At 70.4% G+C, this 23,185-nt stretch carries 25 protein-coding genes; 9 read left to right on the top strand and 16 right to left on the bottom strand.

Annotated features, from left to right (window positions below; genetic code table 11):
* Window positions 1–55: 55 nt before the first annotated feature.
* From AKJ08_RS11405 to AKJ08_RS11395, 3 genes are read right to left on the bottom strand one after another with little or no spacing between them, the layout of a single operon-like run.
* Window positions 56–1,030 (bottom strand): lysylphosphatidylglycerol synthase domain-containing protein, encoded by a 975-nt coding sequence (locus AKJ08_RS11405; RefSeq protein WP_050726179.1) that lies wholly within the window; start codon window positions 1,028–1,030, stop codon window positions 56–58.
* Between the two features lie 40 nt (window positions 1,031–1,070).
* A complete protein-coding gene (locus AKJ08_RS11400) occupies window positions 1,071–1,703 on the bottom strand; it encodes a class I SAM-dependent methyltransferase (protein ID WP_050726178.1) in 633 nt (210 codons plus the stop codon).
* Window positions 1,704–2,732: a glycosyltransferase family 2 protein gene (locus tag AKJ08_RS11395; protein WP_082343082.1), complete on the bottom strand. Its 1,029-nt coding sequence runs from the start codon at window positions 2,730–2,732 to the stop codon at window positions 1,704–1,706.
* A 217-nt stretch (window positions 2,733–2,949) separates the two neighbouring features.
* Here AKJ08_RS11395 and AKJ08_RS11390 point away from each other — a divergent pair, with 217 nt between their 5' ends.
* The gene (locus AKJ08_RS11390) at window positions 2,950–5,700 is read left to right on the top strand and encodes a glycosyltransferase family protein (RefSeq protein ID WP_050726177.1); all 2,751 of its coding nucleotides are present in this window, start codon (window positions 2,950–2,952) and stop codon (window positions 5,698–5,700) included.
* A 144-nt stretch (window positions 5,701–5,844) separates the two neighbouring features.
* Here AKJ08_RS11390 and AKJ08_RS20420 read toward each other — a convergent pair whose 3' ends face one another.
* Both AKJ08_RS20420 and AKJ08_RS19315 read right to left on the bottom strand, forming a co-directional pair.
* On the bottom strand, window positions 5,845–6,294 hold the full coding sequence (locus AKJ08_RS20420; protein WP_240475298.1) for a DUF1844 domain-containing protein: 450 nt from the start codon (window positions 6,292–6,294) through the stop codon (window positions 5,845–5,847).
* A gap of 158 nt (window positions 6,295–6,452) precedes the next feature.
* Window positions 6,453–6,629, bottom strand: a complete 177-nt coding sequence (locus AKJ08_RS19315) for a hypothetical protein (RefSeq protein WP_157370621.1) — start codon at window positions 6,627–6,629, stop codon at window positions 6,453–6,455.
* A 126-nt stretch (window positions 6,630–6,755) separates the two neighbouring features.
* Between AKJ08_RS19315 and thiE the strand changes: the two genes are divergently transcribed.
* The 4 genes from thiE (at window position 6,756) to AKJ08_RS11365 (ending at window position 10,380) form a co-directional block, all read left to right on the top strand.
* Window positions 6,756–7,406 carry a thiamine phosphate synthase gene (gene thiE / locus AKJ08_RS11380; protein ID WP_157370620.1) on the top strand — a complete coding sequence of 217 codons (651 nt, stop codon included), beginning with the start codon at window positions 6,756–6,758 and terminating at the stop codon, window positions 7,404–7,406.
* Between the two features lie 60 nt (window positions 7,407–7,466).
* Window positions 7,467–8,180 (top strand): gamma-glutamyl-gamma-aminobutyrate hydrolase family protein, encoded by a 714-nt coding sequence (locus AKJ08_RS11375; protein ID WP_050726175.1) that lies wholly within the window; start codon window positions 7,467–7,469, stop codon window positions 8,178–8,180.
* A gap of 68 nt (window positions 8,181–8,248) precedes the next feature.
* Window positions 8,249–8,977: a hydroxymethylpyrimidine/phosphomethylpyrimidine kinase gene (locus AKJ08_RS11370; RefSeq protein ID WP_050727545.1), complete on the top strand. Its 729-nt coding sequence runs from the start codon at window positions 8,249–8,251 to the stop codon at window positions 8,975–8,977.
* A gap of 143 nt (window positions 8,978–9,120) precedes the next feature.
* Window positions 9,121–10,380, top strand: a complete 1,260-nt coding sequence (locus AKJ08_RS11365; protein ID WP_050726174.1) for a vWA domain-containing protein — start codon at window positions 9,121–9,123, stop codon at window positions 10,378–10,380.
* A 77-nt stretch (window positions 10,381–10,457) separates the two neighbouring features.
* Here the strand turns inward: AKJ08_RS11365 and AKJ08_RS19825 are convergent, their stop codons facing one another.
* The 11 genes from AKJ08_RS19825 to ispE all read right to left on the bottom strand — a co-directional run bounded on the left by AKJ08_RS19825 (window position 10,458) and on the right by ispE (window position 18,005).
* Complete coding sequence (locus AKJ08_RS19825) at window positions 10,458–10,883, bottom strand: hypothetical protein (protein WP_050726173.1); 426 nt, start codon at window positions 10,881–10,883, stop codon at window positions 10,458–10,460.
* Between the two features lie 114 nt (window positions 10,884–10,997).
* The gene (locus AKJ08_RS11355) at window positions 10,998–11,177 is read right to left on the bottom strand and encodes a hypothetical protein (RefSeq protein ID WP_050726172.1); all 180 of its coding nucleotides are present in this window, start codon (window positions 11,175–11,177) and stop codon (window positions 10,998–11,000) included.
* A gap of 136 nt (window positions 11,178–11,313) precedes the next feature.
* Window positions 11,314–12,693 carry a replicative DNA helicase gene (dnaB, locus tag AKJ08_RS11350; protein ID WP_082343079.1) on the bottom strand — a complete coding sequence of 460 codons (1,380 nt, stop codon included), beginning with the start codon at window positions 12,691–12,693 and terminating at the stop codon, window positions 11,314–11,316.
* 143 nt (window positions 12,694–12,836) lie between these two features.
* Window positions 12,837–13,283, bottom strand: coding sequence for a 50S ribosomal protein L9 (gene rplI / locus AKJ08_RS11345; protein ID WP_050726171.1), 447 nt, complete (start codon window positions 13,281–13,283; stop codon window positions 12,837–12,839).
* A 21-nt stretch (window positions 13,284–13,304) separates the two neighbouring features.
* Window positions 13,305–13,649: a 30S ribosomal protein S18 gene (gene rpsR / locus AKJ08_RS11340; RefSeq protein ID WP_050726170.1), complete on the bottom strand. Its 345-nt coding sequence runs from the start codon at window positions 13,647–13,649 to the stop codon at window positions 13,305–13,307.
* Between the two features lie 68 nt (window positions 13,650–13,717).
* Entirely contained in the window at window positions 13,718–14,251 is a 534-nt protein-coding gene (gene rpsF / locus AKJ08_RS11335) for a 30S ribosomal protein S6 (RefSeq protein WP_240475297.1), read from the bottom strand.
* A 78-nt stretch (window positions 14,252–14,329) separates the two neighbouring features.
* On the bottom strand, window positions 14,330–14,917 hold the full coding sequence (gene pth, locus AKJ08_RS11330) for an aminoacyl-tRNA hydrolase (protein ID WP_050726169.1): 588 nt from the start codon (window positions 14,915–14,917) through the stop codon (window positions 14,330–14,332).
* Between the two features lie 11 nt (window positions 14,918–14,928).
* Window positions 14,929–15,549: a 50S ribosomal protein L25 gene (locus tag AKJ08_RS11325; RefSeq protein WP_050726168.1), complete on the bottom strand. Its 621-nt coding sequence runs from the start codon at window positions 15,547–15,549 to the stop codon at window positions 14,929–14,931.
* A 112-nt stretch (window positions 15,550–15,661) separates the two neighbouring features.
* Entirely contained in the window at window positions 15,662–16,609 is a 948-nt protein-coding gene (locus AKJ08_RS11320; protein WP_050726167.1) for a ribose-phosphate pyrophosphokinase, read from the bottom strand.
* 154 nt (window positions 16,610–16,763) lie between these two features.
* The gene (gene spoVG / locus AKJ08_RS11315) at window positions 16,764–17,072 is read right to left on the bottom strand and encodes a septation regulator SpoVG (protein WP_050726166.1); all 309 of its coding nucleotides are present in this window, start codon (window positions 17,070–17,072) and stop codon (window positions 16,764–16,766) included.
* Between the two features lie 57 nt (window positions 17,073–17,129).
* The gene (ispE, locus tag AKJ08_RS11310; protein WP_050726165.1) at window positions 17,130–18,005 is read right to left on the bottom strand and encodes a 4-(cytidine 5'-diphospho)-2-C-methyl-D-erythritol kinase; all 876 of its coding nucleotides are present in this window, start codon (window positions 18,003–18,005) and stop codon (window positions 17,130–17,132) included.
* Window positions 18,006–18,107: 102 nt separating this feature from the next.
* Here ispE and hpt point away from each other — a divergent pair, with 102 nt between their 5' ends.
* The 4 genes from hpt to AKJ08_RS11290 all read left to right on the top strand — a co-directional run bounded on the left by hpt (window position 18,108) and on the right by AKJ08_RS11290 (window position 23,116).
* Entirely contained in the window at window positions 18,108–18,638 is a 531-nt protein-coding gene (hpt, locus tag AKJ08_RS11305) for a hypoxanthine phosphoribosyltransferase (RefSeq protein ID WP_050726164.1), read from the top strand.
* Between the two features lie 76 nt (window positions 18,639–18,714).
* Complete coding sequence (locus AKJ08_RS11300; protein WP_050726163.1) at window positions 18,715–19,539, top strand: hypothetical protein; 825 nt, start codon at window positions 18,715–18,717, stop codon at window positions 19,537–19,539.
* The gene (locus AKJ08_RS11295; protein ID WP_050726162.1) at window positions 19,536–20,774 is read left to right on the top strand and encodes a class I SAM-dependent methyltransferase; all 1,239 of its coding nucleotides are present in this window, start codon (window positions 19,536–19,538) and stop codon (window positions 20,772–20,774) included. The genes AKJ08_RS11300 and AKJ08_RS11295 overlap by 4 nt, the downstream gene beginning before the upstream one ends.
* A gap of 74 nt (window positions 20,775–20,848) precedes the next feature.
* Window positions 20,849–23,116 carry a carboxypeptidase regulatory-like domain-containing protein gene (locus AKJ08_RS11290; RefSeq protein WP_050726161.1) on the top strand — a complete coding sequence of 756 codons (2,268 nt, stop codon included), beginning with the start codon at window positions 20,849–20,851 and terminating at the stop codon, window positions 23,114–23,116.
* The last annotated feature ends 69 nt before the right edge of the window (window positions 23,117–23,185 follow it).

Below are 23,185 nucleotides of genomic sequence, written 5' to 3'. Positions count from 1 at the left end.
TGCCGTCGCGGCCCGAGAGGCCCCTGCTGCCGGCCGTGCGGCCGCCCCGAAACCGCTACTTGGCCTCGGCTGCCGCGACGGGCGGGCGGCGCTCGAGCCAGAGCCAGGCCGGCAGGGCGAAGAGCGCAGCGAAGAGCAGGGTGAGGAGCTGGGAGGCGATGGCTGTGACGATCGCGTCCTCCATCGGGAGGCCGGCCCAGACGTAGCCTGCCACCCAGCTCGCTTCCTGGGTGCCGAAGGTCCCCACGCTGGCGACGGGGACGGCGGCGCCCGCCTGCGCCACCGCGCCGCCCAGGGCCAGGGCCTCCACCGGGAGCCCGATCCCGAACGCGCGCAGGATCGCGGCGAACATCGCCATCTGGACGACGAAGACGCCGAGGCTGGTGAGAGCGACGGTCACTCTCTGTCTCGGCCGGAGCGCATCGCCGTCCGAGGCTGCGCCGGCGAGGCGGGAGAGGACCCGATCGATGGCCCCGACCTTGCCGAGGCCGGCGAGGGCAACGGCCCTGCGTATCAGGTTCAGCAGCGGCGAGAGCCAGCGCCGGAAGGTGAAGAGCACGGCGAGGAGGAGGCCGAGGAGCGCGGCGGTCGGGAGCAGGGCGGGCCCCCCGCTCCCTGCGCGGCTGGCGGCGGCCACGACGACGGCGCCGGCCACCACCAACAGATCGACGAGGCGCACGAGCAGCAGCCGGACGAGGGCGCGGGCGCCGTCTTCGCCTGCGTGGCGGCCGAGGAGCCAGGGGAGGGAGAGCTCGCCCAGCCGGAACGGCGTCACGCGGTTGAGGAAGACCTGCACCGCCACCGCCGCCGTGGTGAGCGGCAGACGCGCCCGATCCGAGAGGGAGGAGAAGCGGATCCCACGGAGGAAGAGCACGACGAGGGAGAGCGCCGCAGCGGCGACGAGCCAGGCGGGATCCGCCGAGCGGAAGCGCTCGAAGGCGGACGCGAGGTCGAGCCGCGAGAGGAGGAAGGCGACGAGGGCGCCGGAGACGGCGAAGGCGACGAGGCCTCGCAGGGCCTTGGGGCTCACGCTCCCGCCTCCAGGGCACGGGCCTGCTCCGAGCCCCGGATCATGCTGCCCGTCGCCCGGCGTCGTCCTGTCCCTTGCGGATCCGGATCACGAAGGTCGGCGAGAGGTGACCCACGGCGCCTCGGATGGTCCGCTTGATCCAGATGTAGGGGAAGTAGCCGAAGACGTCCGCGTCCGGACAGAGGCGCCGGATGTCGCCCTCCGCGAAGAAGTGGAGGTGATCCTTGCGCTGGATCCTCTGCGGCGTGAGGCCGAAGAGCGCGATGAAGCGGAAGAGCAGGGCGTAGCTGTTGGGCGTGGTGAGGACGAGCTCGCCGCCGGGCTTCACGACCCGCTGCAGCTCCGCGAGCGCCCGGGCGGGATCGCGGAGGTGCTCGAGGACCTCGGAGCACCACACCAGATCGAAGCTCTCGTCGGGGAACGGGAGCGGATCGTTCGCGTCGACGACCCGCGCCTCGTCGAACTTCTTCTCCACGTCGATGGAGGTGACGGTGTAGCCGCGGCCCTGGAGCCAGCGGGTCTGCACGCCGGCGCGGCACCCCACGTCGAGGGCGGTCCGGCCCTCGCCCGGCGGCACCAGGCGCATCGCGATCTGCTTGCCCTCTGTGTGGTCCGCGACGGAGCCCTGGCCGAGGTCGATGGGGATGCTCTTGAGGAGATCGATGAAGCCCATCTATGCCTGCTCCTCGAGGATCTCGCGGATCGCGTAGATCTCCTTGTTCTGCGACTCGTGGTAGGTGCGCACCAGCAGCTCGCCCAGGAGCCCGATGGTGACGAAGTGGACGCCCACGATCATCAGCAGCACGGCGAGCAGCAGGAGCGGGCGCTCACCGATCGGGCGGCCGAGCGCCAGCTTGACGAAGGACAGGTAGAGGCCGATCGCGCCTCCGACCGCCGAGCTCAGGAGCCCGATCCCGCCGAAGATGTGGATCGGCCTCGTGGAGTAGCTCAGGAGGAAGCGCACGGTGAGGAGGTCGAGGAAGACCTTCATCGCCCGCTTCACCGTCTTGGTGAGCCCGGTGTACTTGGAGACGCCGGCCACGCGGGCGCGGTGGTTCACCGGCATCTCGACGACGCGGGCGCCGACCATGTTGGCGACGGCGGGGACGAAGCGATGCAGCTCGCCGTAGAGCCGGATGCTCTTCACCACGTCGCGGTGGTAGACCTTCAGCGAGCACCCGTAGTCGTTGAGGCGAACACCCGTCACCGCGGCGATCAGCTTGTTCGCCACGCGCGAGGGGATCTTCCGGCTCACGAGGGCGTCCTGCCGGTTGGCGCGCCAGCCGCTCACGATGTCCCAGCCCTCCTCCGCCTTGGCGAGGAGCGACGGGATGTCGGCCGGATCGTTCTGCAGATCGGCGTCGATGGTGATCACCCAGGTGCCCTTGGCGTGGGCGAAGCCTGCGGCGAAGGCGGCGGTCTGGCCGAAGTTGCGCCGGAAGCGGATCACGCGGAGACGGGCGTCGCGGGCTTGCAGCCTCTTCAGCTCGGCGAAGCTGCCGTCCGTGCTGCCGTCGTCGACGAGGAGGACCTCCCAGGGGCGCCCGCAGGCGTCGAGGCCCGCCCCGAGCTCGTCCACGAGGCGGGAGAGGTTCTCTTCTTCGTTGAAGACCGGGACGACCACCGAGACATAGGGGCCCTCGCGGCCGCGGTCGCCCTCCTCGGCAGCAGGGGAAGGCGTGGCGACCCGTGCGACGGACATCTTCGTTCTACCCTTCCAAAAGAGTCGAGAATACGGCATGTTCCACGCGGTGGCAAGGTCGGCGGCGCGTCGCCTCCGCCGCACCTTCGGTCACGCGGTCGCGCGCGGGTGGTGCTCGATCGCCATTGGGCTGCGCCGGTCCATCGTCTGGCCCCGTCGAAATCGGGTTGAGCAGACTCGGATCGTGCGCGATGGAAGGACTTTCTCGAGAGGATCAATGGCGGATCGAAACGAAGGCACGGACCGCGTCGACCCGGCAGCGGAAGCCGACGTCGGCACGAACGCCAGCCGGCTCGACGACGAAGCGAGCGCAACGCGAGAGGTGACGGAGCACGCCGGCCTCATCGAGAGCGAAGCCTCCGAGACGCCGACGCTGGAGACGGCCGGTACCGCGGAGGACGAGGTCGCGTCCGATCTCGCTGCGGCGACGAAACCCGTCCCCGACGGTCGGAAGAGCCGTTGGGCCTGGGTCGATCGCGCCCGCCGCATCGGCGCCCCCGTCACGATCGCCGCGGCGACGGTCGGGTTCGGCTTCTTCGTGGATGACCACTACCGGGTGAAGGACTGGCTCTTCTGGATCTTCGCCCAGGCCTGGTCCCTCTCGCTCGTCTTCGCGCTGGCCTGCCTCTCCACGGGCTTCGTGCTCACGCGTTGGATCACCGGCCGTCCGCTGCGCACCGCGGAACGCCTCACCTTCGCGATTCCCCTCGGGGTCTTCGCGTTCTTCCTGGCCATCTTCTTCCTCGGCCTCGTGGGCGCGCTCGGTCCCGTCACCTTCGCGCTCCTGCCTCTGGCGATGATCGCGGTCGGCGCGCGACCGCTCGCTCGCCACGGCAAGCGCTGGCTCCGGCACCGCCGCGCCTGGCGTCGTCGCAGCGCTCCGTTCCCGGCCTGGGGCTATCTCGCGTGGGCGATCGGCCTCGTCGTGCTGGGGATGGCGTACTTCCTCATCCTCTCGCCGGCGAACATCTCCTTCGACTCGAGGTGGAAGCACCTCGCCATCGCCGAGCAGTACGCCACCCAGGGCTTCGTGGGGCCCTTCCTCGAAGGCTGGTTCCCGGGCACCGCGCCTCACCTGCCGAGCTTCCTCTACGCGTGGGCCTTCCTGATCGAGCCGCTGGGCGGCCTCTTCGGTCAGCTCTCCCTCGCGGCCCACATGGAGTTCGTGCTCTTCGTCACGACCCTGATCGGGATCGGGGCCCTGGTCCGAAGGCTCGTCCCCGGCGCCGATCCGCGGCTGGTCTGGGTGGTCCGCTTCCTCTTCCCGGGGATGCTCCTCTACGACTCCAACCTCAGCGTCGGCACCGATCACATCGCGGCGATCTTCTCGATCCCCGTCTTCCTCGCGACCCTGCGCGCCTGGAAGCGCCTCGACGTCCGGAGCTCCGTGCTCCTGGCGGCGATGATCGCCGGCGCGATCCTCAGCAAGTACTCCTCCGCCTTCGCGATCCTCGTCTTCCCGGTCCTCGCGATCGCGTTCCGCGCCCTGGTCCTCGCCGTGCGCGCCGCTCGCGGCCGGTCGCCGAAGTGGGCGTGGATCGCCGGGCCCCTCGCCTGTGTGGTGGCGGGCCTCGTCTTCACCGCGCCCCATTGGCTGAAGAACTGGATCTGGTACGGGAGCCCCATCTACCCCGCGGGGAGCGAGTACTTCGCGATGCGGCCGTGGTTCGACGGCGCCGGCGACGTGTTCCGCTACGGCAACCTCGGGCAGGTGTGGCAGCCGTCCAAGAACTGGGCCGGCGTCCTCGAGTCGCTGAAGGTCCTCTTCACCTTCTCGTTCCTTCCCCACGACTGGGGGGAGTTCCACGGCCGCGTCCCGGTCTTCGGATCGCTGCTCACCCTGACGCTCCTCTGCCTCCCCTTCGTGCGGGCTTCGCGATGGCTGGTGGCGCTCTTCGCCAGCATCCACCTCGGGATCCTCACGTGGTTCTGGATCCACCACCAGGACCGCCACCTGCAGACGCTGATGCCGCTCATGGCGGCGGCGACTGCTTCCGTGATGGTGCTGCTGTGGCGGCAGGGGAGGGCGGCCCGCGCCGCGCTCTTGACGGCGATCGCGCTCCAGCTCGTTTGGGGCGGCGACGTCTTCTTCTTCCCCACGCACAACATGGCGAAGAAGCCCATCGAGGCGAGCGCCGATCTCCTCGCGTCGGGTTACACGAAGAAGCCCGAGCAGCGGGTTCGCACCTTCGGTGACATCTCCGAGCTCCGGAAGCGCCTCCCCAAGGGAGCCAAGGCGCTCTTGCACGACATCCACCTCCACACGGGGATCGGCGCCCCCTCCGTCTCCGATTTCCAGGGCTGGCAGGGAGGGATCAGCTACGGGCAGCTCCTCGACCCCGGCGCGATCTGGGACAAGCTCGAGGAGCTGGGAGTCACGCACCTCGTCTGGCGGGCGGGCACGAGCCGGGGCTGGGACACGCTCGCCGGCGACATCGCGTTCTGGAACTTCGCGCAGCGGTTCACCTCTGGAACCCGCGCGGGGTCGTTCACCGTGGCGAAGATGCCGAGGGAGAGGCCGGAGGAGCCGGCGCCGGAAGACGTGGTGGTCCTGGGCTGCGGCCAAAAGTACCGGACGGGCTTGTACCGCCTCGAGGATCTACGGGTTCCGGCCTTCGGTCCCGGGGATCCGGGCTGGCCGGCGCCGAGGGTCGAGGCACGCGGCGACGAACTGCGGGAGCTCGTCGAACGCGCCTCCTTCGTGGCGATCGAGAACGACTGCGGGTCGATCCCCGCAGAGATGCGCCGCAGCTTCGAGCTCTCCGCGACTCGCCGCCGGCGCGAGCGGATCCCGCTCGCCAGGGACTCGCAGAAGGATCAGTGGGCGATCTGGCGCCGCGTTCGCCCGAATCCGCCTCCTCCCAGGCCCCTGCCGACGCAGGGCGAGCTGGCGGAGCCCTCCGGCATGCCGTCGCCGGCCCAGGGCGGCGTCGTGCCGCTCCTGCCGCGGACCGCGGGCAGGGAATGACGAAGGCGGCGCTCGCACCGGAAAGGGCGAGCATCGTCTTCGCGGAGCCGTAGGACGAGCCACGGAAAAGCACGGATGAAGAAGTCGGGCCCGCTTCAGGCGGGACCGATTTTCTTCACTCGCTCTGCGTGGTGAAGGGAGCGACTACTTCTTGGCCGCGTCGACGTAGCGCAGCCGAAGGTCGTAGAGGAGGGCGCCGAGGAAGCGACCCTCCTCCGGCGTGAGGTTGCCCTTGGTCTTCGCCTGGAGCATCGCGAGGAGATCGATGGTCTCCTTCGCCAGCTCCAGGTTCTTCATGGGCTCGCCGGTCTCGGGGTGGGGCGCCTCGCCCAGGTGCATGAGGGCGGAGGATCCCAGCGAGAAGACGAAGGTGGTGAAATCGATGGGCGCCGCCTCGCGCGGCTCACCTGCGGCCACGGGCTCGTCCTCGGGGTTGGGCCCCTTTGGCCCGCCGAGGATCGCCTCATGGGCGGTACGCGCCGCACCCGGAGGCGGAGCGGTCTCGCGATCGGCGTCGGGTCTCGTCTCGCCGGTCTCGGTGAAGCGGCGGCGGTCGTGGACTACGAAAGGCTTGTCTTCCTCGCGCTCGGCCACGTCTTCCCCCTCGAGCGTATGAAGTAGTCTGCCCCGCAAAAGCGGGTCCGACTACTTCAGCCGCGGTTCCCGCGGTCGCGCTTTTGCGTTGCTCCGCCTTCGGCTTCGCGTGCGCGGAAACGCTCTTCTTTTCGTTTGCTCCGCCTTCGGCTGCGCGGTCAATCGCGTTCGATGATCCCGGTCTCGAGCTCCGCCTCGATCGCCGCGCCCTGGTCGGCGGAGTCGGGGAGCGTCTGCAGGTGCTTGTCCCATTCGGACTGGGAGAGCTTGCCGGCGCGGATCAGCCGCTCGGCGAGCCGGCGGTCGAGGTTCTGGAGGTCGATCTTCTCGGACACGGTTGCAGATCCTTTCCGCAAAGGAAGGGACAGATACGGCAGGGGGTGCCCCTTGTCAACGAGATGGGGGTCCAAGGGCCGGGAATCCTTGCGGGAACCGGACGTCCGCGGCTACGGTCCCGGCCCATGCGAATCCACGGCCTCTACGCGATCGCCGACCCGTCCGTCCGCCCGGACGTCCCGCTCCCCGAGCTCTGCGCGCGCCTCGCCAGGAGCGGCGCTTCGGTGGTGCAGATCCGCTGGAAGGGCGCCGGGGCGAGGGAGCTTCTCGAGGCGGCGCGGGCGGCGCTGCCGCTGGTGCGCGGAGCCGGTGCCGCGCTGGTGATCAACGACCGACCCGACATCGCCTGGCTCGCCGGCGCCGACGGCGTCCACCTGGGTGCCGACGACCTGCCCATCGCCGAGGCGAGGAAGCTCGTGGGCCCGGCGCTCTCGATCGGCGCGACGGTCCGGGATCTGGGGGGCGCCATCGCCGCCGCGGCGGCGGGCGCGGACCACGTCGGTTTCGGGCCGGTCTTCGTAACCTCGACCAAGGTCGTCGACGCGCCGCCCCGCGGGCTCGAGGGCTTGCGGGCGATCTGCGCCTCCTCGCCGGTGCCGGTAGTGGCGATCGCCGGGATCGGCCTCTCGAACATCGGTCAGGTGGCGGATTGCGGCGCTTCAGCCGCCGCCGTGGTCTCCGATCTCCTCCGCGCCGAGTCGATCGAGGCGCGGGGCAGGGCGCTCCGGGAGGCGTTCGAGGCGGGCGCGGGCCGGAGGGATCGGCAACCTGCATAGCGGGCCGCCGGTCGGGCGGCGCGGGTGGCGCAGGGGGCCGCCTCCGTGCAAGATGCCGCCATGCGTCCGCTGGTCCTGGTGACCCCCGATTACGAAGAATCCCTACCCCCCCGCTATCTCCTGAAGCGCAGCTACGCCGACGCGATCGTGGCGGCGGGCGGGCTCCCGATCGTGCCGACCTTCGGCTCGCCCGTGGCGGAGCTCCTGGACGCGGCAAAGGCCCTCGTCGTGACCGGCGGCGCCTTCGACATCCACCCGGAGGCCTATGGCGAGGAGCGGCGCGACGGGTGCGGACCCCAGAAGGGCGCTCGTACCCGCTTCGAGTGGGACTTGTTGGAAGGCGCGCTGGAGCGGCGGCTCCCCGTTCTCGGCGTCTGCGGGGGCATGCAGCTCCTGAACGTGGTGCGGGGCGGTACCCTTCACCAGGACCTCCCGGCCGACGTGCCGGGCTCGCTCCCCCACGAGCAGACCACCCCACGCGAGGAAGCCGCCCACGGCCTCTCCATCGAGGGGGAGGGCTGGATCGCGAGGGCCGCAGCGCTCTCGCAAACGGCGCCGGCGGTGAACACGACCCACCACCAGGGCGTGAAGCGCGAGGGCCGCGGGCTCGTGGTGACCGCTCGCGCCCCCGACGGCGTGGTGGAGGCGATCGAGGATCCCAGCCTGCCCTTCGTGGTGGGCGTGCAGTGGCATCCGGAGCTGATGGTCGAGACCCATCCGTGGAACGCGGCGATCTATCGCCAGCTCGTGGACGCGGCGCGGGAGGCCCGGTGACGGCCCACGGCGCGCGCCGACCCGCAGACGATGCCGACTCCCGGCGCGGCGAGGAGGGACGGCCGCGGGTGCTGGTCCTCGCGGGCCTCGACCCCTCCGGAGGGGCAGGGCTCGTCGCTGACGGCGAGGCGATCCTCGCGGCTGGCGCGAGGCCGCTGCTCTGCGCCACCGCCATCACCATCCAGACCACGGCGCGGGTTCGTGGCTGGCACGGGATCCCTGCCGAGGTCGTGACGGCCCAGGCCCTCGCCCTCGCCGAGGAGGAGGGGCCGATCCGCGCGGTGAAGCTCGGGATGCTCGGCAGCGCCGCCCCCGCGGTGGCTCGACTCAAGGAGCACCCGCTCCTCGCCGGCGCGGCGTGGGTCGTCGACCCGGTGCTCTTCTCGTCGTCCGGAGCCGAGCTCGTGGAGGGCGGCACGGACGCCTACCGGCCGCTCCTCGAACGAGGGCCGATCGTCACGCCCAACGCGATGGAGGCCGGCGCCTTCGCGGGCCTGCCGGAGCCCCGCGACGAGGCAGCGCTCCTGGGCTGCGCCCGGCGCCTCGTCGACGGGGGGGCGGCAGCGGTTCTGGCCAAGGGCGGGCACCTCGACGGCGAGCCGGTAGACTGGCTCGTCTCCGCCCGGGGCGCCGAGCCCCTCCGAGGAACGCGAAGGCCGGGTTCGAAGCGGGGCACGGGTTGCCGCCTCGCGTCGTTTCTCGCAGCGCGGCTGGCCCTCGGCGAGGGCCTCTTCGACGCGGCACGGGACGCCAAGCGCTATGTCGCGGCGTATCTGGACCGAGGTGCGTCCGCCTGAGGGGCCCGCTCCGCGGCGGCGCTCCCGGCGAGCGCGCGCCCCCGTGTGGGCATCATCCCACCCCAGATCGATCGCCGATTCGTTGCGGATCCATCGGTTCTGCCCCTATTATGGCCGCCAAGATCCAAATTTTGGAGGATTGGATGCGCGCGCTCCGGCTGGGAATGTCGGCGGTCATGATTTCGGGTTTCGGGATCGCCGCCTGCCAGGCCTACAACATGGAAGGGGTCGATCCGCAGACGGTGATCGCGGTGGAGACCTACGGAAAATTCGAGCAGACCAAGGCGCCGACGCTCCTCATCGTGCAGGATCGCTCCGGCTCCATGAAGGCCTGCTTCGATCCGCTCAACACGCCTCCGGGTTCGGTCGCCACCTCGGGCGGCTGCGAGCTGGACGATGGCTCGACCGACAAGAACCGCCGCACGCGGATGGAGGTCGCCCAGCAGGTGATGACCAAGGTGGTCGGTCGCACCCGGGACGAGGTCCGATTCGGGCTGATCGCCTACGGCGTCGGGGCCTCGTCCTGCGGGGATCCGATCGTGCTGGCCGAGCCGGCCTCCAATGGCTACCAGGCGGTGGGCGCTGCCTACATGGAGGCTCCCAGCCTCAACAAGCCCGCGGGCGGCACGCCGACCACCCAGGCGCTCCGCATGGCCTACGACAGGCTCGTTGCCGAGAAGGCCTCGGACGTGGACCCGCAGACCGGCGAGCCCAACGATCGGAAGCGGTACGTGGTGCTGGTCACCGACGGCCTGATGAACTGCAACACGCAGCACACGACGCCCTGTGTCTGTGCTTCGGAGACGGGCTGCTTCGCGCCTGGCGGGACCGTCCCGTACGGATCGACGGGGACGTTCGCTGCCGAGCAGTGCCTGGACGACTCCAACTCCTACGACGAGATCGATCGCCTGCACGCTGCCGGCTTCGACACCTTCGTGATCGGGCTCGGCGACGTCTTCGGCGGCCAGTCCGTGCTCGCGACCGAAGTCCTCGACGAGCTCGCCGTGAGGGGCGGCGTGCCCCAGGAGGGTGGCGCCAACAAGTTCTACTCGGCGGGCGACGAGACCCAGCTCCAGGAGAGCCTCGAGAAGATCATCTCGCAGATCTCCGCCCCGTGCGAGTACGACCTCGACGGTCCGGTCTGCGACGGCCGGCTGGTGAAGATCGCCCTCAAGATCAACGGCGAGGTCGTGGAGACCTCGTGCAACCAGACGGCGGGAGACGCCACCTGGTTCTTCGCCGACAAGCCCGGCGGCGGACTCGACGAGAAGCGGATCGTCTTCTCGCCTTCGATCTGCGCGCGCCTCAGCGATGCGAAGGGCGTCGAGATCTCGATCCGCGGCGTGGAGAACGGCTGCGACGCCGGAGCGGCCGGCCCGGCCTGCTCGCTCGAAGGGCCCTGATCGGTTCGGGGTGGGCCGAGAACGAAGAGGGGGGCCATGGCGCCCCCCTCCGCGTGCTCTGCTCTCGGCTGCGAGCGTTACGGGCTGAAGAAGCAGGGCGAGCCGTCGTTGTCGCACGAGAGCCTGGACAGGCACGAGATCACGCGGTCGGACAACAGCTTGCAGTCGTGGCGGCACTCTTCCATCGAATCCTCGGAGCCGCACTCGGCGAGGTGTTCGCACATCGGCGTGCACGATGAAGGTACCGTTGCCGCCTCCCGGCAATTCGCGATGCCTTCGTCGTCATCGCAGGCAACCTTCGACAAGCATGAGACGATCGCAGGGTTCATGAGCTTGCAGACCGACTTGCATTCCGCCATCGAGCCCCCATCGCAGTCGTTGACGGCGTGGTTGCAAAACGCAGAGCAGTCTCCGCCTCCGTCCTCGCTGTCCCCACACCCGTAGGCCGTCAGGCCCGTGGCAAGCATTGCGGAAACCAGGAGCTGCTTCCATCCCATCTTCATTCGTGACCTCCCGTGACGAGCCGGAGCGGGAAGCTCCGGCACGCTGCGCCGTCTGACGGGCGCACACGGGAAACCTTCAACGTCACGATGAAAGGGTTCCGCTCGTCTGCAGCGCTACCGGTATCCGCCGGCGCCCCCGCCTCCGCCACTTGAACCACCACCGCCTCCGCCGCTGCCGCTCGATCCCGCAGCGCCGGCGCCCGCCTGCTGCATCGGCGGCATGGTGGTTGCACAGGCCGCCGCGATGGCGCCAGCGGCTGCCATCGCCAGCATCAGGAACACGATCTTCTTCATGGCGACTCTCGTCCTTTCGAGGACCTCGAGGCGGTCCCGGGCGAGACGATAGGCACGCGCACCGGGATGGCACCGGGCGCGGATTCCCGTTTCGGGGCCCAACGCGGGGGCCTGTGACCCGAGCGGGCCGGGTAGGTCAGGCCGGAGGGCCCTCGCCCTCCTCGGCAGCGTTCTCGAAGCGGGTGTACTCCGACATGAAAACCATGTCGAAGCCGCCGATGCCGCCGTTTCGCTGCTTGGCGATGATCAGCTCCACCGGGATCGGGCCGCCGACGCCGTTCGGCTCGGCGTCGGGCTCCCTGTGGATGAACATGACACAATCCGCGTCCTGCTCGATCGACCCCGACTCGCGCAGGTCGGAGAGCTGGGGCTTGCGCTTGTTCTTCTCCACGTCGCGGGAGAGCTGGGAGAGCGCGAGGATCGGCAGGCTCAGCTCCTTCGAGAGGCTCTTGAGGCCTCGGGAGATCTCGGCGATCTCGAGCTGGCGGCTCTCGCTCTTCCCTCGTGAGCTCATGAGCTGGAGGTAGTCGATCACGATGAAGCCGAGGTTGGGATCCTGCTGCTTGAGCCGCCGCGCCTTCGAGCGCAGCTCCATGATCGACAGGGAGCTGGAGTCGTCCACGTAGATGGGCGCCTCCCAGAGCGACGCGGCGTGCTGGATGATCAGCCCCATGTCGTAATCGGAGAGCTTGCCGCTCTTGAGCTTTCCCTGGCTGATCCGGGCCTCCGAGCAGATCATACGCAGCGCGAGCTGGGTCGCCGGCATTTCCAGGTTGAAGACGGCGACGGCGCGGGGCGGATCCGCTCTCGCCGCGGCGTGCACGGCCATGTTCATCGCCAGCGAGGTCTTGCCCACGCCGGGACGCGCCGCGAGGATGAAGAGCTCGCCCGGGTGGAAGCCCGTGGTCCGCCGGTCGAGCTGGTAGATCCCCGTGGGCATCCCCGTGACCGCGGACTTGGACGAGCGCATCTTCTTGACGAGCTCGATCGTGTCCTTGAGCACGCCCTTGAGCAGCTGGGGCTCGCCCTTGCGCCCCTGGTCCGTGACCTCGAAGACGGCCTTCTCGGCGGCGTCGATGAGCGCGGCCGTGTCGCTGCCCGCCTCGACCGCGAGGCCCCCGATCTCGTCGGCGACCGAGGCGAGCCTGCGCCGGAGCGCCTTGTCCGCCACGATGTCGACGTAGTGGGTGACGTTCGCGGCGGAGAGGGTGGACTCCTCGATCACCCGCAGCCTCTCGGCCGTGGCGGCGTCGAGGACGCCAGCCTCCGAGAGCTTGCCCTTGATGGTGATCGGATCGATGGCGGTGCGATCCGGGATCGCGAGCATCGCGCCGAAGATCTGCCGGTGGAGCGGGTCGTAGAAGGTGTCCGCGGCGAGGCGGCCTTCGATGTCCGCGACCTTGCGCGGATCGATGAGGAGGGCGCCCAGGAGCGCCCGTTCCGCTTCGATGTCGTGGAGGGTGGTCGTCTTGCGGGGCTGGCCTTCGCCACGCTCCCGATCGCTTCGGAGCCGCATCGTGGGACTCTAGCGCAACCGGGGGACAGCGGCTGCGCGGGTTCGAATGGCCGGCGCTCGCGAGCCGGATGGCGCCCAGAAACGCAGAAGGCCGGTCCACGAACGGGACCGGCCTCCTTGCGCAGGCGTTGATCTGCCTGGGCCTACTCCTGGGCGACGACGTTGACCTTGATGACCTGGGTCACGTCGTGGTGGAGCCGGACCGGGATCTCGAAGGTGCCGAGCGTCTTGATCGGCTCCTCGAGGTGGATCTGGCGCCGCTCGATCCCGAGCTTCATCGGCTCGAGCTTCTCGGCGATGTCGATCGCCGTCACCGAGCCGAAGAGCTTGTCCTGCTCGCCGACGCGGCGGGCGATGGTGATCTCGACGGCGGCCAGCCGCTTGGCCAGCTCGGTCGCGCCCGCCTTCAGCTTCGCCTGGTGGGCGAGGGCGACGCGCTTCTCGTGCTCGATCCGGCGGATGTTGCCGACGGTGGCGAGCACTGCCTTCTTCTTGGGGATGAGGAAGTTCCGACCGTAGCCCGGGCGGACCTCGACCACGTCTCCAGCGTTCCCCAGGTTGGAGACGCTCTCACGCAGAATGATCTTCATGGCGTGTTCTCCTAAGGGGGACTAGCCCTGGATGACGGTGTAGGGGAGCAGCGCAACCTGGCGGCCACGCTTGATGGCAGCGGCAACCTGGCGCTGGTGCTGCGCGCAGTTTCCACTGATGCGGCGGGGGATGATCTTGCCGCGCTCGGTGAGGAAGAGCTTCAGCGTCGCCGCGTCCTTGTAGTCGATCGTCGCGGTCTTGTCGGCGCAGAACCGGCAGACCTTGCGGCGGCCGAAGCCACCCCGCCGTCCACCAAAGCCGCCGCCACCACCGCCGCCGCGGCCGCCGCGCTCATCGCCGCCGCGCCCGCCACGTTCATCACTTCCGCCGGGGCGTCCGCCGCCGGGACCTTCACGAAATGCCATCTCGTTCTCCTTCTCGGATCTCGGTACTCCGTACCGGAGGGCGTGGACTGAAGGCCACGCCCGAAGGGTCAATCCGCCTCTTCCTCTTCGCCCTCTTCGCCGCGGCCTTCCGGCTCACGCTCGCGCTCGCGGTCGCGTTCGCGCTCGCCGCGCGAACCGCGCTCCTCTTCGCGAGCCGGGCGCTGCTCTTCCTCGCGATCGCCCTCGAGGACGACGTCCTCCTCGGTGGGGCGGCTCTCGGGCAGAACGGCGTCCGAGAGCTTGATCGTCTGGAACTTGATCACCTCTTCGATGTTGCGGAGGTTGCGCTCCACCTCGGAGACCGCGCGGCCCTGGCCGAGGTAGTTCACGTGCACGTAGACCGCGCGCGCCTGCTTGTTGCCCACCAGGAAGGCAGTCTTCTTCTTGCCCCAGGTGGTGACCTTGATCACCCGGCCGCCTTCGCGGTCGACGATGCCCTTGATGCGGTCCTTGATCTTGTCGAGCTGATCCGAGGTGAGGTCCTGACGGACCAGGTAGATCGTCTCGTACTCGCGCCGGGTGTCCTTGCTCGCGTGGACCTTGGCCACGGGCGCGGCTGCCACTGCAGTCTCGTCTGCCATGTTTCCTCCTGGGATTGCCGCGAGACCGAAGGCTCGCAGCGAGGATGTCGTCTCGCCGATGAAGCGAGAGGATGCTCTCTACCGGGTCGCCTTGCGATCCGCAAGCGCGTCCCGCTTGTTGAACTCGTTCATGCAGGCCGTCGGCCCGTTCCGCAGCACGCAGAGGCTCGCTTCCGCCGCACGATCGAGGATGAAGGGGAGCTCCTGGCTCTCCCTCTTGTCGAAGGGGCCGAGGACGTATCCGGCGGTGTCGTGGCCAGCGGGCTTGCCGATGCCCACGCGGATCCGGACGAAGTCCGGCCCGAGGTGGGCGATGATGCTCCTCAGGCCGTTGTGTCCGCCGTGGCCCCCGCCGACCTTGATCTGGATCCGGCCGGGCTCGAGGTCGAGCTCGTCGTGGATCACGATCACGTCGGCGGGCGCGATCTTGTAGAAGCTCGCCGCTCCCGCGATCGACTCGCCGGAGAGGTTCATGAAGGTCTGCGGCTTGACCAGCAGCGTCTTCACGCCGCCCAGCCCGGCCTCGCCGAGCTCGGCCTTGAACTTCTTCCGATCGATCTGCGCGCCAGCGGCCCCGGCGATGTGGTCTACGACCATGAACCCGACGTTGTGCCGGGTCGATTCGTATTCCTTGCCGGGGTTTCCGAGGCCAGCGAGCAGCTTCACGGTAGGAAGGCTTACTTCTTGCCCTTGGCAGGCTTCGCGGCGGCCGCCTCGGCGGCAGGAGCGGCAGCCTCGACCTCAGGGGCCGACATCACGGCGATGGTGAAGTCCGTGAGGTAGCGCAGGGCGATCCCCTCGGGGGCCTTCACGTCGGAGGCGTGCAGGGCCTGGTTCACCTTCATATCGGTGACGTCGACCTCGATCTTCTCCGGGATCTGGTTGGGGAGGCAGACGACGTCGATCACCCGGCGGTTCTGGGAGAGGATGCCGCCCTCGGTGACGCCCTGGGCCTTGCCGACGAGGACGAGCGGGACCGGAACGGTGACGGGCTTGTCCAGCGCGACCTCGTAGAAGTCGGCGTGGAGCAGCTCGCGGCTGACCGGATCCTGCTGGTAGTCCTTGAGGAGCGCGGTCTTCGACCCGCCCTGGTCCAGCTCGAGGGTGAGGATGGTGTTGAACCGATGCGCCGTCTGGATGGCCGCGCGGAGGGCCTTCGGATCCACCGCGATGGTCAGCGGCTTCTCCTGGTGGGGGCCGTAGATGACGGCGGGGATCATCTTGCTGGCGCGGAGGCGGTGGGCCACGCCCTTGCCGGTCTTCTCACGGACCTGGGCTGCGAGCTTCGTCTGGATCATGGCGACGTCCTTGGGATCGAGCGGCCGCTTGTGTAAGCCGCATATTGACTGCTTTCCGGCCCAGGGAGGGCCGGCGAAGCCGCGCGATCTACCACGCGCGAAACACGGCAGTCTAGAGGAACAGCGAGGAGAGGGAGTCGGCGGAGTGGATCCGCTGGATCGCCTCACCGAAGAGCCGGGCCACCGAGAGCACCTTGATCTTGGAGCAGGCGGCCGCGTCCGGCATGAGCGGGATGGTGTCGGTGACGATGACCTCGTCGATGGCCGACTCCTCGAGGCGCTTGATCGCGGGGCCCGAGAAGACCGGGTGGACCGCGCAGGCGGACACGCGGGTCGCGCCCTTCTCGACCAGCGCCGCGGCGGCGCCGGTGAGGGTGCCCGCCGTGTCGATCATGTCGTCGAGGAGCACCGCGTGCTTGCCGTCGACGTCGCCGATGAGGTTCATCACCTCGGCGACGTTGGCCTTCGCCCGGCGCTTGTCCACGATCGCGAGGGACGCGCCCAGGCGCTTGGAGTAGGCCCGCGCCCGCTCCACGCCGCCGGCGTCGGGGGAGACGATCACGAGGTTGTCCGGATCCGTGATGTTCCGCATGAGGTGATCGACCAGGACCGGCGCAGCGTAGAGGTGATCGAAGGGGATGTTGAAGAAGCCCTGGATCTGCCCCGCGTGCATGTCCATCGACAGGATGCGGTCGGCGCCGGCGGAGGTGAGGAGGTCCGCGACCAGCTTCGCCGTGATGGGCGTGCGGGGGGCGACCTTCCGATCCTGGCGCGCGTAGCCGTAGTAGGGGATCACGGCGGTGATGGAGGTGGCCGACGCGCGCTTCAGCGCATCGATCATCACCAGGAGCTCCATCAGGTTGTCGTTGGTCGGGCGGCAGGTGGACTGCACGAGGAAGCAGTCGATCCCTCGGGCGTTCTCGCCGATCTCGACGTTGATCTCGCCGTCCGAGAACCGGCCCACGTCTGCGCGGGAGAGCGGGCGCTCGAGATAGGCGCAGATGTCCTTGGCGAGCTGGGGGTTCGAGTTTCCGGAAAAGACCTTGAAGTCTCGACTCATCTGCGCGGGCTCCGCCTGGGGCGCGGTCGTCTCGAGGAGAAATTGCCTTCGAGCGACGCCGTCGCGTGCGGCTTATAGGCGACACCTCGAACCTGCGCAACCCACCAAGGAGGCGCTCCTGCGGCGGGAACCCGGCGCTCCCGCGACAGGACCCTTAGTCGTGTCCGCCGGCGGCGCGGGGGAGCGGCGGCGGGTCGAGGACCTCGACCCGGCGGACCTCCCGGTCGTATTCGTCCAGGATCACCTGCTCCATTCGCTCGCGCGTCGCGCTGTTGAGGGGGTGGGCGATGTCCTTGAAGGTGCCGTCCCTACGCTTCTTCGCTGGCATGGCGACGAAGAGGCCGGTGTTGCCGTGGATCACCTTAAGGTCGTGGACCACGAAGCAGTCGTCCAGCGTGATGGTGACGTAGGCTTTGAGTCGCTCTTCGTTGATCGGGAATACGCGAACCTCGGTGATCTCCATCCGACTGCCCCCCAGTCTTGGCGAGTGCCGATGCGTCTACGAATCGGTGAGTCTCGCTCAATCGGAGAACGCCTTCAACGTCCTCGCGACGTGGACCTCCTCGCCGGGCGCCCTCCGAAGGGAGCGTGCGCAGGCCTCGGCGTGGGCGGCGTCTCGCGCCACCCCCAGGACGCTCGGTCCACTACCCGACATCAGCGCGGCCAGGACGCCGGCTTCCAGTAGGCGGGTCTTGCAGTCCCCGATAGGCCGGGTCCGGGACACGGCCGCCTCGAGGTCGTTGGTCAGGATGCCGGCGACCTCCTCGGCGGAGCCCAGGGCGGCCGGGAGCGGCTCGTCGTGGCCGGGAGGAAGCTCGCCCGAGGCCCGCATCGCCGCCAGGCCCTCATAGGCCTCACGGGCGGAGACGCCATAGGGCGCCTGGACGATGACGAAGGCGAGGAGCTCCGGGAGGCCGGGGGCGGGGAGGAGGAGCTCGCCCCTCCCGCCCACTAGGGCGGCCTCGCAGCGGAGGAAGAAGGGGACGTCGCTGCCGACCGAGAGGGCGGCTGCGTGGAGCCTGGGATCGTCGAGGGCGACGCCGCGGTGGCGGGCCAGCGCGCGGAGGACGGCGGCCGCGTCAGATGAGCCTCCACCCAGGCCCGCGGCGATAGGCACGCGCTTGTCGAGGACCACCCGCACGCTCCCGGCCGAGCCGAGCTCCCGGGCGAAGGCCCGGGCCGCGGCGGCGCAGAGGTTCGAGTCCCCCTCGAGCTCCGGCCGGCCCGGCACCTCCACCCGAACCGCCGAGCCTTCACCGACCTCGATCCGGAGCCGATCGGCCAGGGAGATCGGCACCATGAGCGACGCGAGGTCGTGGTAGCCGTCGGGGCGCTTCGACAGCACGTGGAGGGTGAGGTTGACCTTGGCGGGGGCGACGGCGTCGTAGACGTGCACGATCCCCGCAAATCCTCGATATCGGCGGCCGCCGTCAAGCCGAACCCGTCCGACGGCCCTGGCCCGACGTGGTATCGATGGCGCAGTGGGAGAGCTGGACCAATGAACCTACCAGGCGTGAAGGTGCTCCACGACGAGGCGGCGATCGCGGCCCGGGTCGGAGAGCTGGGGACGCGGATCACCCGCGACTACCAGGGCAAGGAGCTCGTGGTGGTGGGCGTGCTCAAGGGCTCGTTCATGTTCTTCGCCGACCTGGTGCGCGCGATCGACCTGCCGATCTCGATCGACTTCCTCGGCGTCGCGTCCTACGGCGGAAACACGAAGAGCTCCGGCGTGGTTCAGCTGACCTCGGATCTCTCGCACCCGATCACCGGGAAGCACGTCCTGCTCGTGGAGGACATCGTCGACACCGGGCTCACCATGCGCTACCTGCTCGACAACCTCGCGACGCGGCATCCGGCCTCGCTGGCCGTCTGCTCGCTCCTCGAGAAGCCGGCCCGCATGCGCGTTCCCATCGAGATCGTCTACCTCGGTTTCTCGATCCCCGACGAGTTCGTGGTGGGCTACGGCCTCGACCACGCGCAGAAGTATCGAAACCTCGGCTTCCTCGGGATCCTCGAGGGGGCCGTTTGACACCAGCCATCTTGAGGTCCGATCCGGGACCCGATTATTCTCGGCGCCCTTTTCGAGGGTGTACGGAGGACCTGCCGTGAGTGGAGAGACCGACGAGGCGAAGAAGCACGAGGGCGGAGGCGCGCTCGCGCGGACCAAGCGGCTCGCGCTGTTGGCGCTGATCGCCGGGCTCGCGGCGTCCACCTTCTTCCTCCTCGCCGAGCGCAACCGGCGCTTCTACTTCCTCGCGACGGAGGGGCGGCGGCTCGTGGTCTCCCGCGGGTCGTGGCTGCCCTCCTGGAAGACCGCATACCTGCCGGAGGATCCCAACCTCGCGAAGGCCTACGCGCCGATCGAGCTCCCGTCCTGGGCCGCGGTTCCGGAGAAGCGATTCGACGAGCGCCAGGACCTCGACCAGGCGCTCTTCGACCTCCTGCTCGACTGGGCGCACCGGCGCCTGGTCTCGGACGACCCCGGCGCGCTGCGTGAGGGCGGGGCGTACGTGGAGAGGGCCGCCCTGCTGCCGGGGATCTCGGGCGACCAGGTCGCCCGGCTGCGGGAGGTGCAGGCCGAGGTCGCGTTCTCGGACGGGCGGGCCCGGCTGAGCGAGTCGATCGCCATCCTGCAGGGAGTGAACGAGAAGCTGCTCCTCGCCGCCCAGGTGCCCACGGGACGGGGTAGGGAGGCGGCCAGGCTCCTCGACCGCGTGATCGCGGCGACGAATACGCTCGGGGACGTGCTCGCCCGCATGCAGGGGCGGGTCGAAGGCTCCGAGCCCAGGGGCTCCCTGGACGATTCGGGATCGGCTCCTGCCGTGACCGGAGAGGCCCAGGCCCGCTCCCCGTCGGCGGCGCCGGCGGCGGAAGAACCCCCGAGGGCAGCGGCGGAGGAGGATGCCGCTGCGATGGACGGGGCCCGATGACCTCGGCTCGCGACGTCATCTTCGCCCGTCAGCTCTTCCTCCAGCCGATGGTCCGCGGCGCGCGGATCCTCGAGCTCGGGGCGATCGGCGCTTGCGGCGGCACGAGCGCGCTGGCGCTGCACGATCGCGGCGCAGCCTCGGTCGTGTCGGTGGATCGGGATCCGGCCTCGGCGGTGGCGGCGCAGCGCGAGCACGGCGGCCCCGGCCTGCGCTTCGAGCCGGAGGGCCTCGGCTCCCTCCCTGCGGCTCGATTCGATCTGGCGGTGGTCCACGATCCGTCGTGGATCTTCGACGAGGGTGGGCTGGCCGCGCTGAGGGACGCTCTCGCGCCCGGAGGCAGGCTCGTCGTCGCGGTGCGCGGCAGCGGGTACTCCCGGTCCTGCGAGGCCGGCGATGCCGCGGCGTACGCCCGGACCGCTGCGCTCCTCGCCGCTGCCTTCCCGTCGGTAGAGGTGGCGACCCAGCGATCGATCGCGGGTTGGGTGGTCTCGCCGTCGGCTCGCACCGGAACGGCGCTCACGGTCGAGGAGGGCGACGCGGGCGGCGAAGAGGCCGCGTACTGGCTCTTCGTCTGCGGCGAGCACGACGCGGACGTCTGGGAGCACGCGCTCCGGCTCCAGCCCCTTCGGCCGATCGTCGAATCCACCTCCGTGCGTGAAGTGGTCGTGCTGGAGCGCGCCGACGCGCTGGCCGCCGGGCTCGCGGAGGCCCGGCTCGAGTCCGCTGGGCTGCGGCTGCGCGCAGAGGAGCTGGAAGCGGAGACCGTGACGCTTCGAGCGGCCGCGGCGGCCGACCGGCTGCGGATGGAGGAGCTGGAAGCGCTGGTCGAGAGCCTGCGCTCGCGGCAGTCGGACGACGCGAGTGACGAGCTCGCCGCCCTCGAGGCCGAGGTCGCTCGGGCCCGCGCGGTCGCGAGGCAGCTCCGGCTCGACGCCCTGGATCCGGCGAACGACCTGTCCTTCTCACGGGACGCTTCGGGCCGCGCGGACAACGACGATCCGGTGGGTCGGAGGCTCCGGGAGGCGGAGGAGCGGGCGGAGTCCGCGATCTTGCGCGCCCGGGAGGCCGAGGAGCGGATGCGAGCGGCGGAGCGCCGGGCGGAGGCCGCCGAAAACGCCCGGGCCGCGAGCTCGCTTGCCGCCCGCCGCGCCGAGGCCGAGGCGGAAGCAGTGCGCCGGTCGGCGGAAGGGATCGCCGACGCGATCGCCAAGGGCCGCCCCATCACGTCGCGCTGACTGCGCTCGGCCCGGACTTCTGAAAGGAGGTTGCCGTCCGCCGCTGGATGCGGCCAAGCTCCTCCCGTCCGACCATGCGCCTCCGTCGTCTCGTCATCGCCGCTTCGCTCGCTCTCGCCGCAGTGGCCGTGATGCTCCTCCTGCGCGAGCCGTCGACGCCTCCTGAGCCGGCGGCCTCGTCGGGCTCCGGCTCCGGCCACACGGAGGCCCAGCAGGAGCCGACCCCCTTCGCGCGCCGGGGGCCGCAGCGGCTCGGTGGCGGCCACCTGGGCGGCCAGGTCCAGACCCAGGATGCACGCCCGGCCGGCGGCGCCGAAATCCGCGCGATCCGGTCCGAGGGAGGCGCGGCCGCGGCCGTGGCCTCGGCGGCTGCGGACGGCTCGTTCCGCCTGGGCCCCCTTCCACCGGGCGACTACCATCTCGTCGCTCGCCAGGGGCCGCTCTCCTCCGAGCCCTTGGGCCCGATCCCCCTGGCGGAAGGCGAGGAACTCGGCGGCCTCGTCCTCCGGCTGCAGCGGGGCGGATCCGTCTTCGGCGTGGTCCGCGACGCGTCCACGGGTGACGCTCTCGAGGGGGCCACCCTCCAGGCCGCCGGCGTCTCCGTCCGAACCGATCGGGTCGGCGCCTTCCGCCTGGAGGGCCTCCCTCCTGCCGAGGTCGAGCTCACGGCGTCGGCGGACGGCTACGAGGCCCGCTCGCTCCCGCTCTCGCTGGACGCCGGCCCCGTCGGCGGGCTGGAGCTCCTGCTCTCCCGTGGCGCGCGGATCCGCGGGCGTGTGGTGGACTCGGCAGGCGCACCGGTCGGCGGAGCGACGCTGCTCCCGATCCCCTACCGTCTGGATTCGGTCGCTGGACATCCCGCCGTGACCTCGCGCCCGGACGGCTCCTTCGACGTCGGCGCACCCGTCGGCGTCGTCACGGTGAAGGCGATCGACACCAAGGGTGACACAGGGTACAGCGACGCGATCGAGCTCGCCCCCGGCACGACCCGCGAGGGGATCGTGATCCGGATCGGGGAGTCGGGCCGGATCGCGGGCAACGTGAACGACGCGGCCGGCGCTGTCGTCGTGGGCGCGCGCGTCCATGCCGTCGATCGTGGGCGCACCATCGCCGAAGCGGTCACGGGATCGGACGGACGCTTCGCCCTCGAGAGGATCCCGGCGGGGTTCGTGCAGCTCGTGGCCGCCCGGGGCGCTGCCCGCGGCCTGGTCGGTCCGCTCGAGCTCCTCGAGGGCGAAGCCGCGGAGGTCACCATCCAGCTAGGCGGCGCCGTGCTTCAGGGCCGGGCCGTCGACGCTGCGGGGCGGCCCGTGCCGGGCGCCGAGCTCGCGGTCTGGCCCGAGGCCGGACCCCCCTCCCTCGCATCCCACACGAGCGCGGGCGCCGACGGCTTCTTCGAGCTCCGGGGCGTCCCCGGCGGCCCCCTGCGCCTCGAGGCGACCGCCGAGGAGCTCGCTGGCGGGCTCCGGGGGATCTTCGCGAACGAAGGAGACGTGACCGTGACGCTCTCGGGCGGCGCGCTCTCCGGCCTGGTCCTGCGGCAGGGGCGTCCCGCGTCGGACTTCGTCGTGGCCGCCTCGCCGCTGGAGCCCGGGAGGGGACGCGCAACGAGCCAGGCGATCCTCTCGCCGGACGGCCGGTTCCGGCTCCGTCTTCCGGCGGGCGCGTACGAGGTTCGGGCGAGCGCCCGCGGGACGGGAGTGGCCACGGCGCGGGCGGTAGTCCCGGATCGCGGCGACTCGCCCCAGGTCGTGCTGGAGCTGGAGGAGGGCGGCGTGATCGAGGGTGTGGTCCTCGACGCGAAAGACGGGTCCCCGCTCGCCGGCGCGCGGGTGTCGCTCTCGAGATCCGGCACCTTCGCCTTCGGGCAGGCGGCCGACGTGCCGAAGGCGCCCCAGACCCTGACCGGAGGTGACGGATCCTTCCGGCTGTCCGGCGTTGCCCCGGGCCGGATGCCGGTCTTCGCCTATGCGTCCGGACACGGCTTCGTGCCACCGGCCATCGTCGACGTACGGGAGGGGAGCCCGTCCCGCGTCGAGATCCGCTTGCCCCCTCGCGGCGACGGGCCCGGAGAGGAGGTCTTCGGCGGGATCGGCCTCACGATCGGCCTGGACCGGGGGCAGGTGGTCGCGGCGGAGGTCGTGGGCGGCGGGCCGGCCTTCGTCGCGGGGATGCGGCGGGGCGACGTGATCCTGGCGGTGGACGGCATGGCGCTCGGCGGAGCGCTCCAGCTCGCCGTGGACCGGATCCGGGGGCCGGTGGGGACGCCGGTGACCCTGGAGATGCAGCGGGAGGGAGTTGGCTTTCGGCTGGTCGCCGTCCGGAGCGAGCTCCGATATTGACGCGCCCGCCCTGGATGCCCGGAGCCGAGGGACCGTTTGACACCAGCCACCTGCGCAACGAGACTCGGC

The organism is Vulgatibacter incomptus, from assembly GCF_001263175.1.
In the GTDB taxonomy this organism is placed as follows: Bacteria; Myxococcota; Myxococcia; order Myxococcales; family Vulgatibacteraceae; genus Vulgatibacter; species Vulgatibacter incomptus.
Note: the sequence above shows the minus strand (reverse complement) of the source record. Positions and strands in the feature narration are given on the sequence as shown.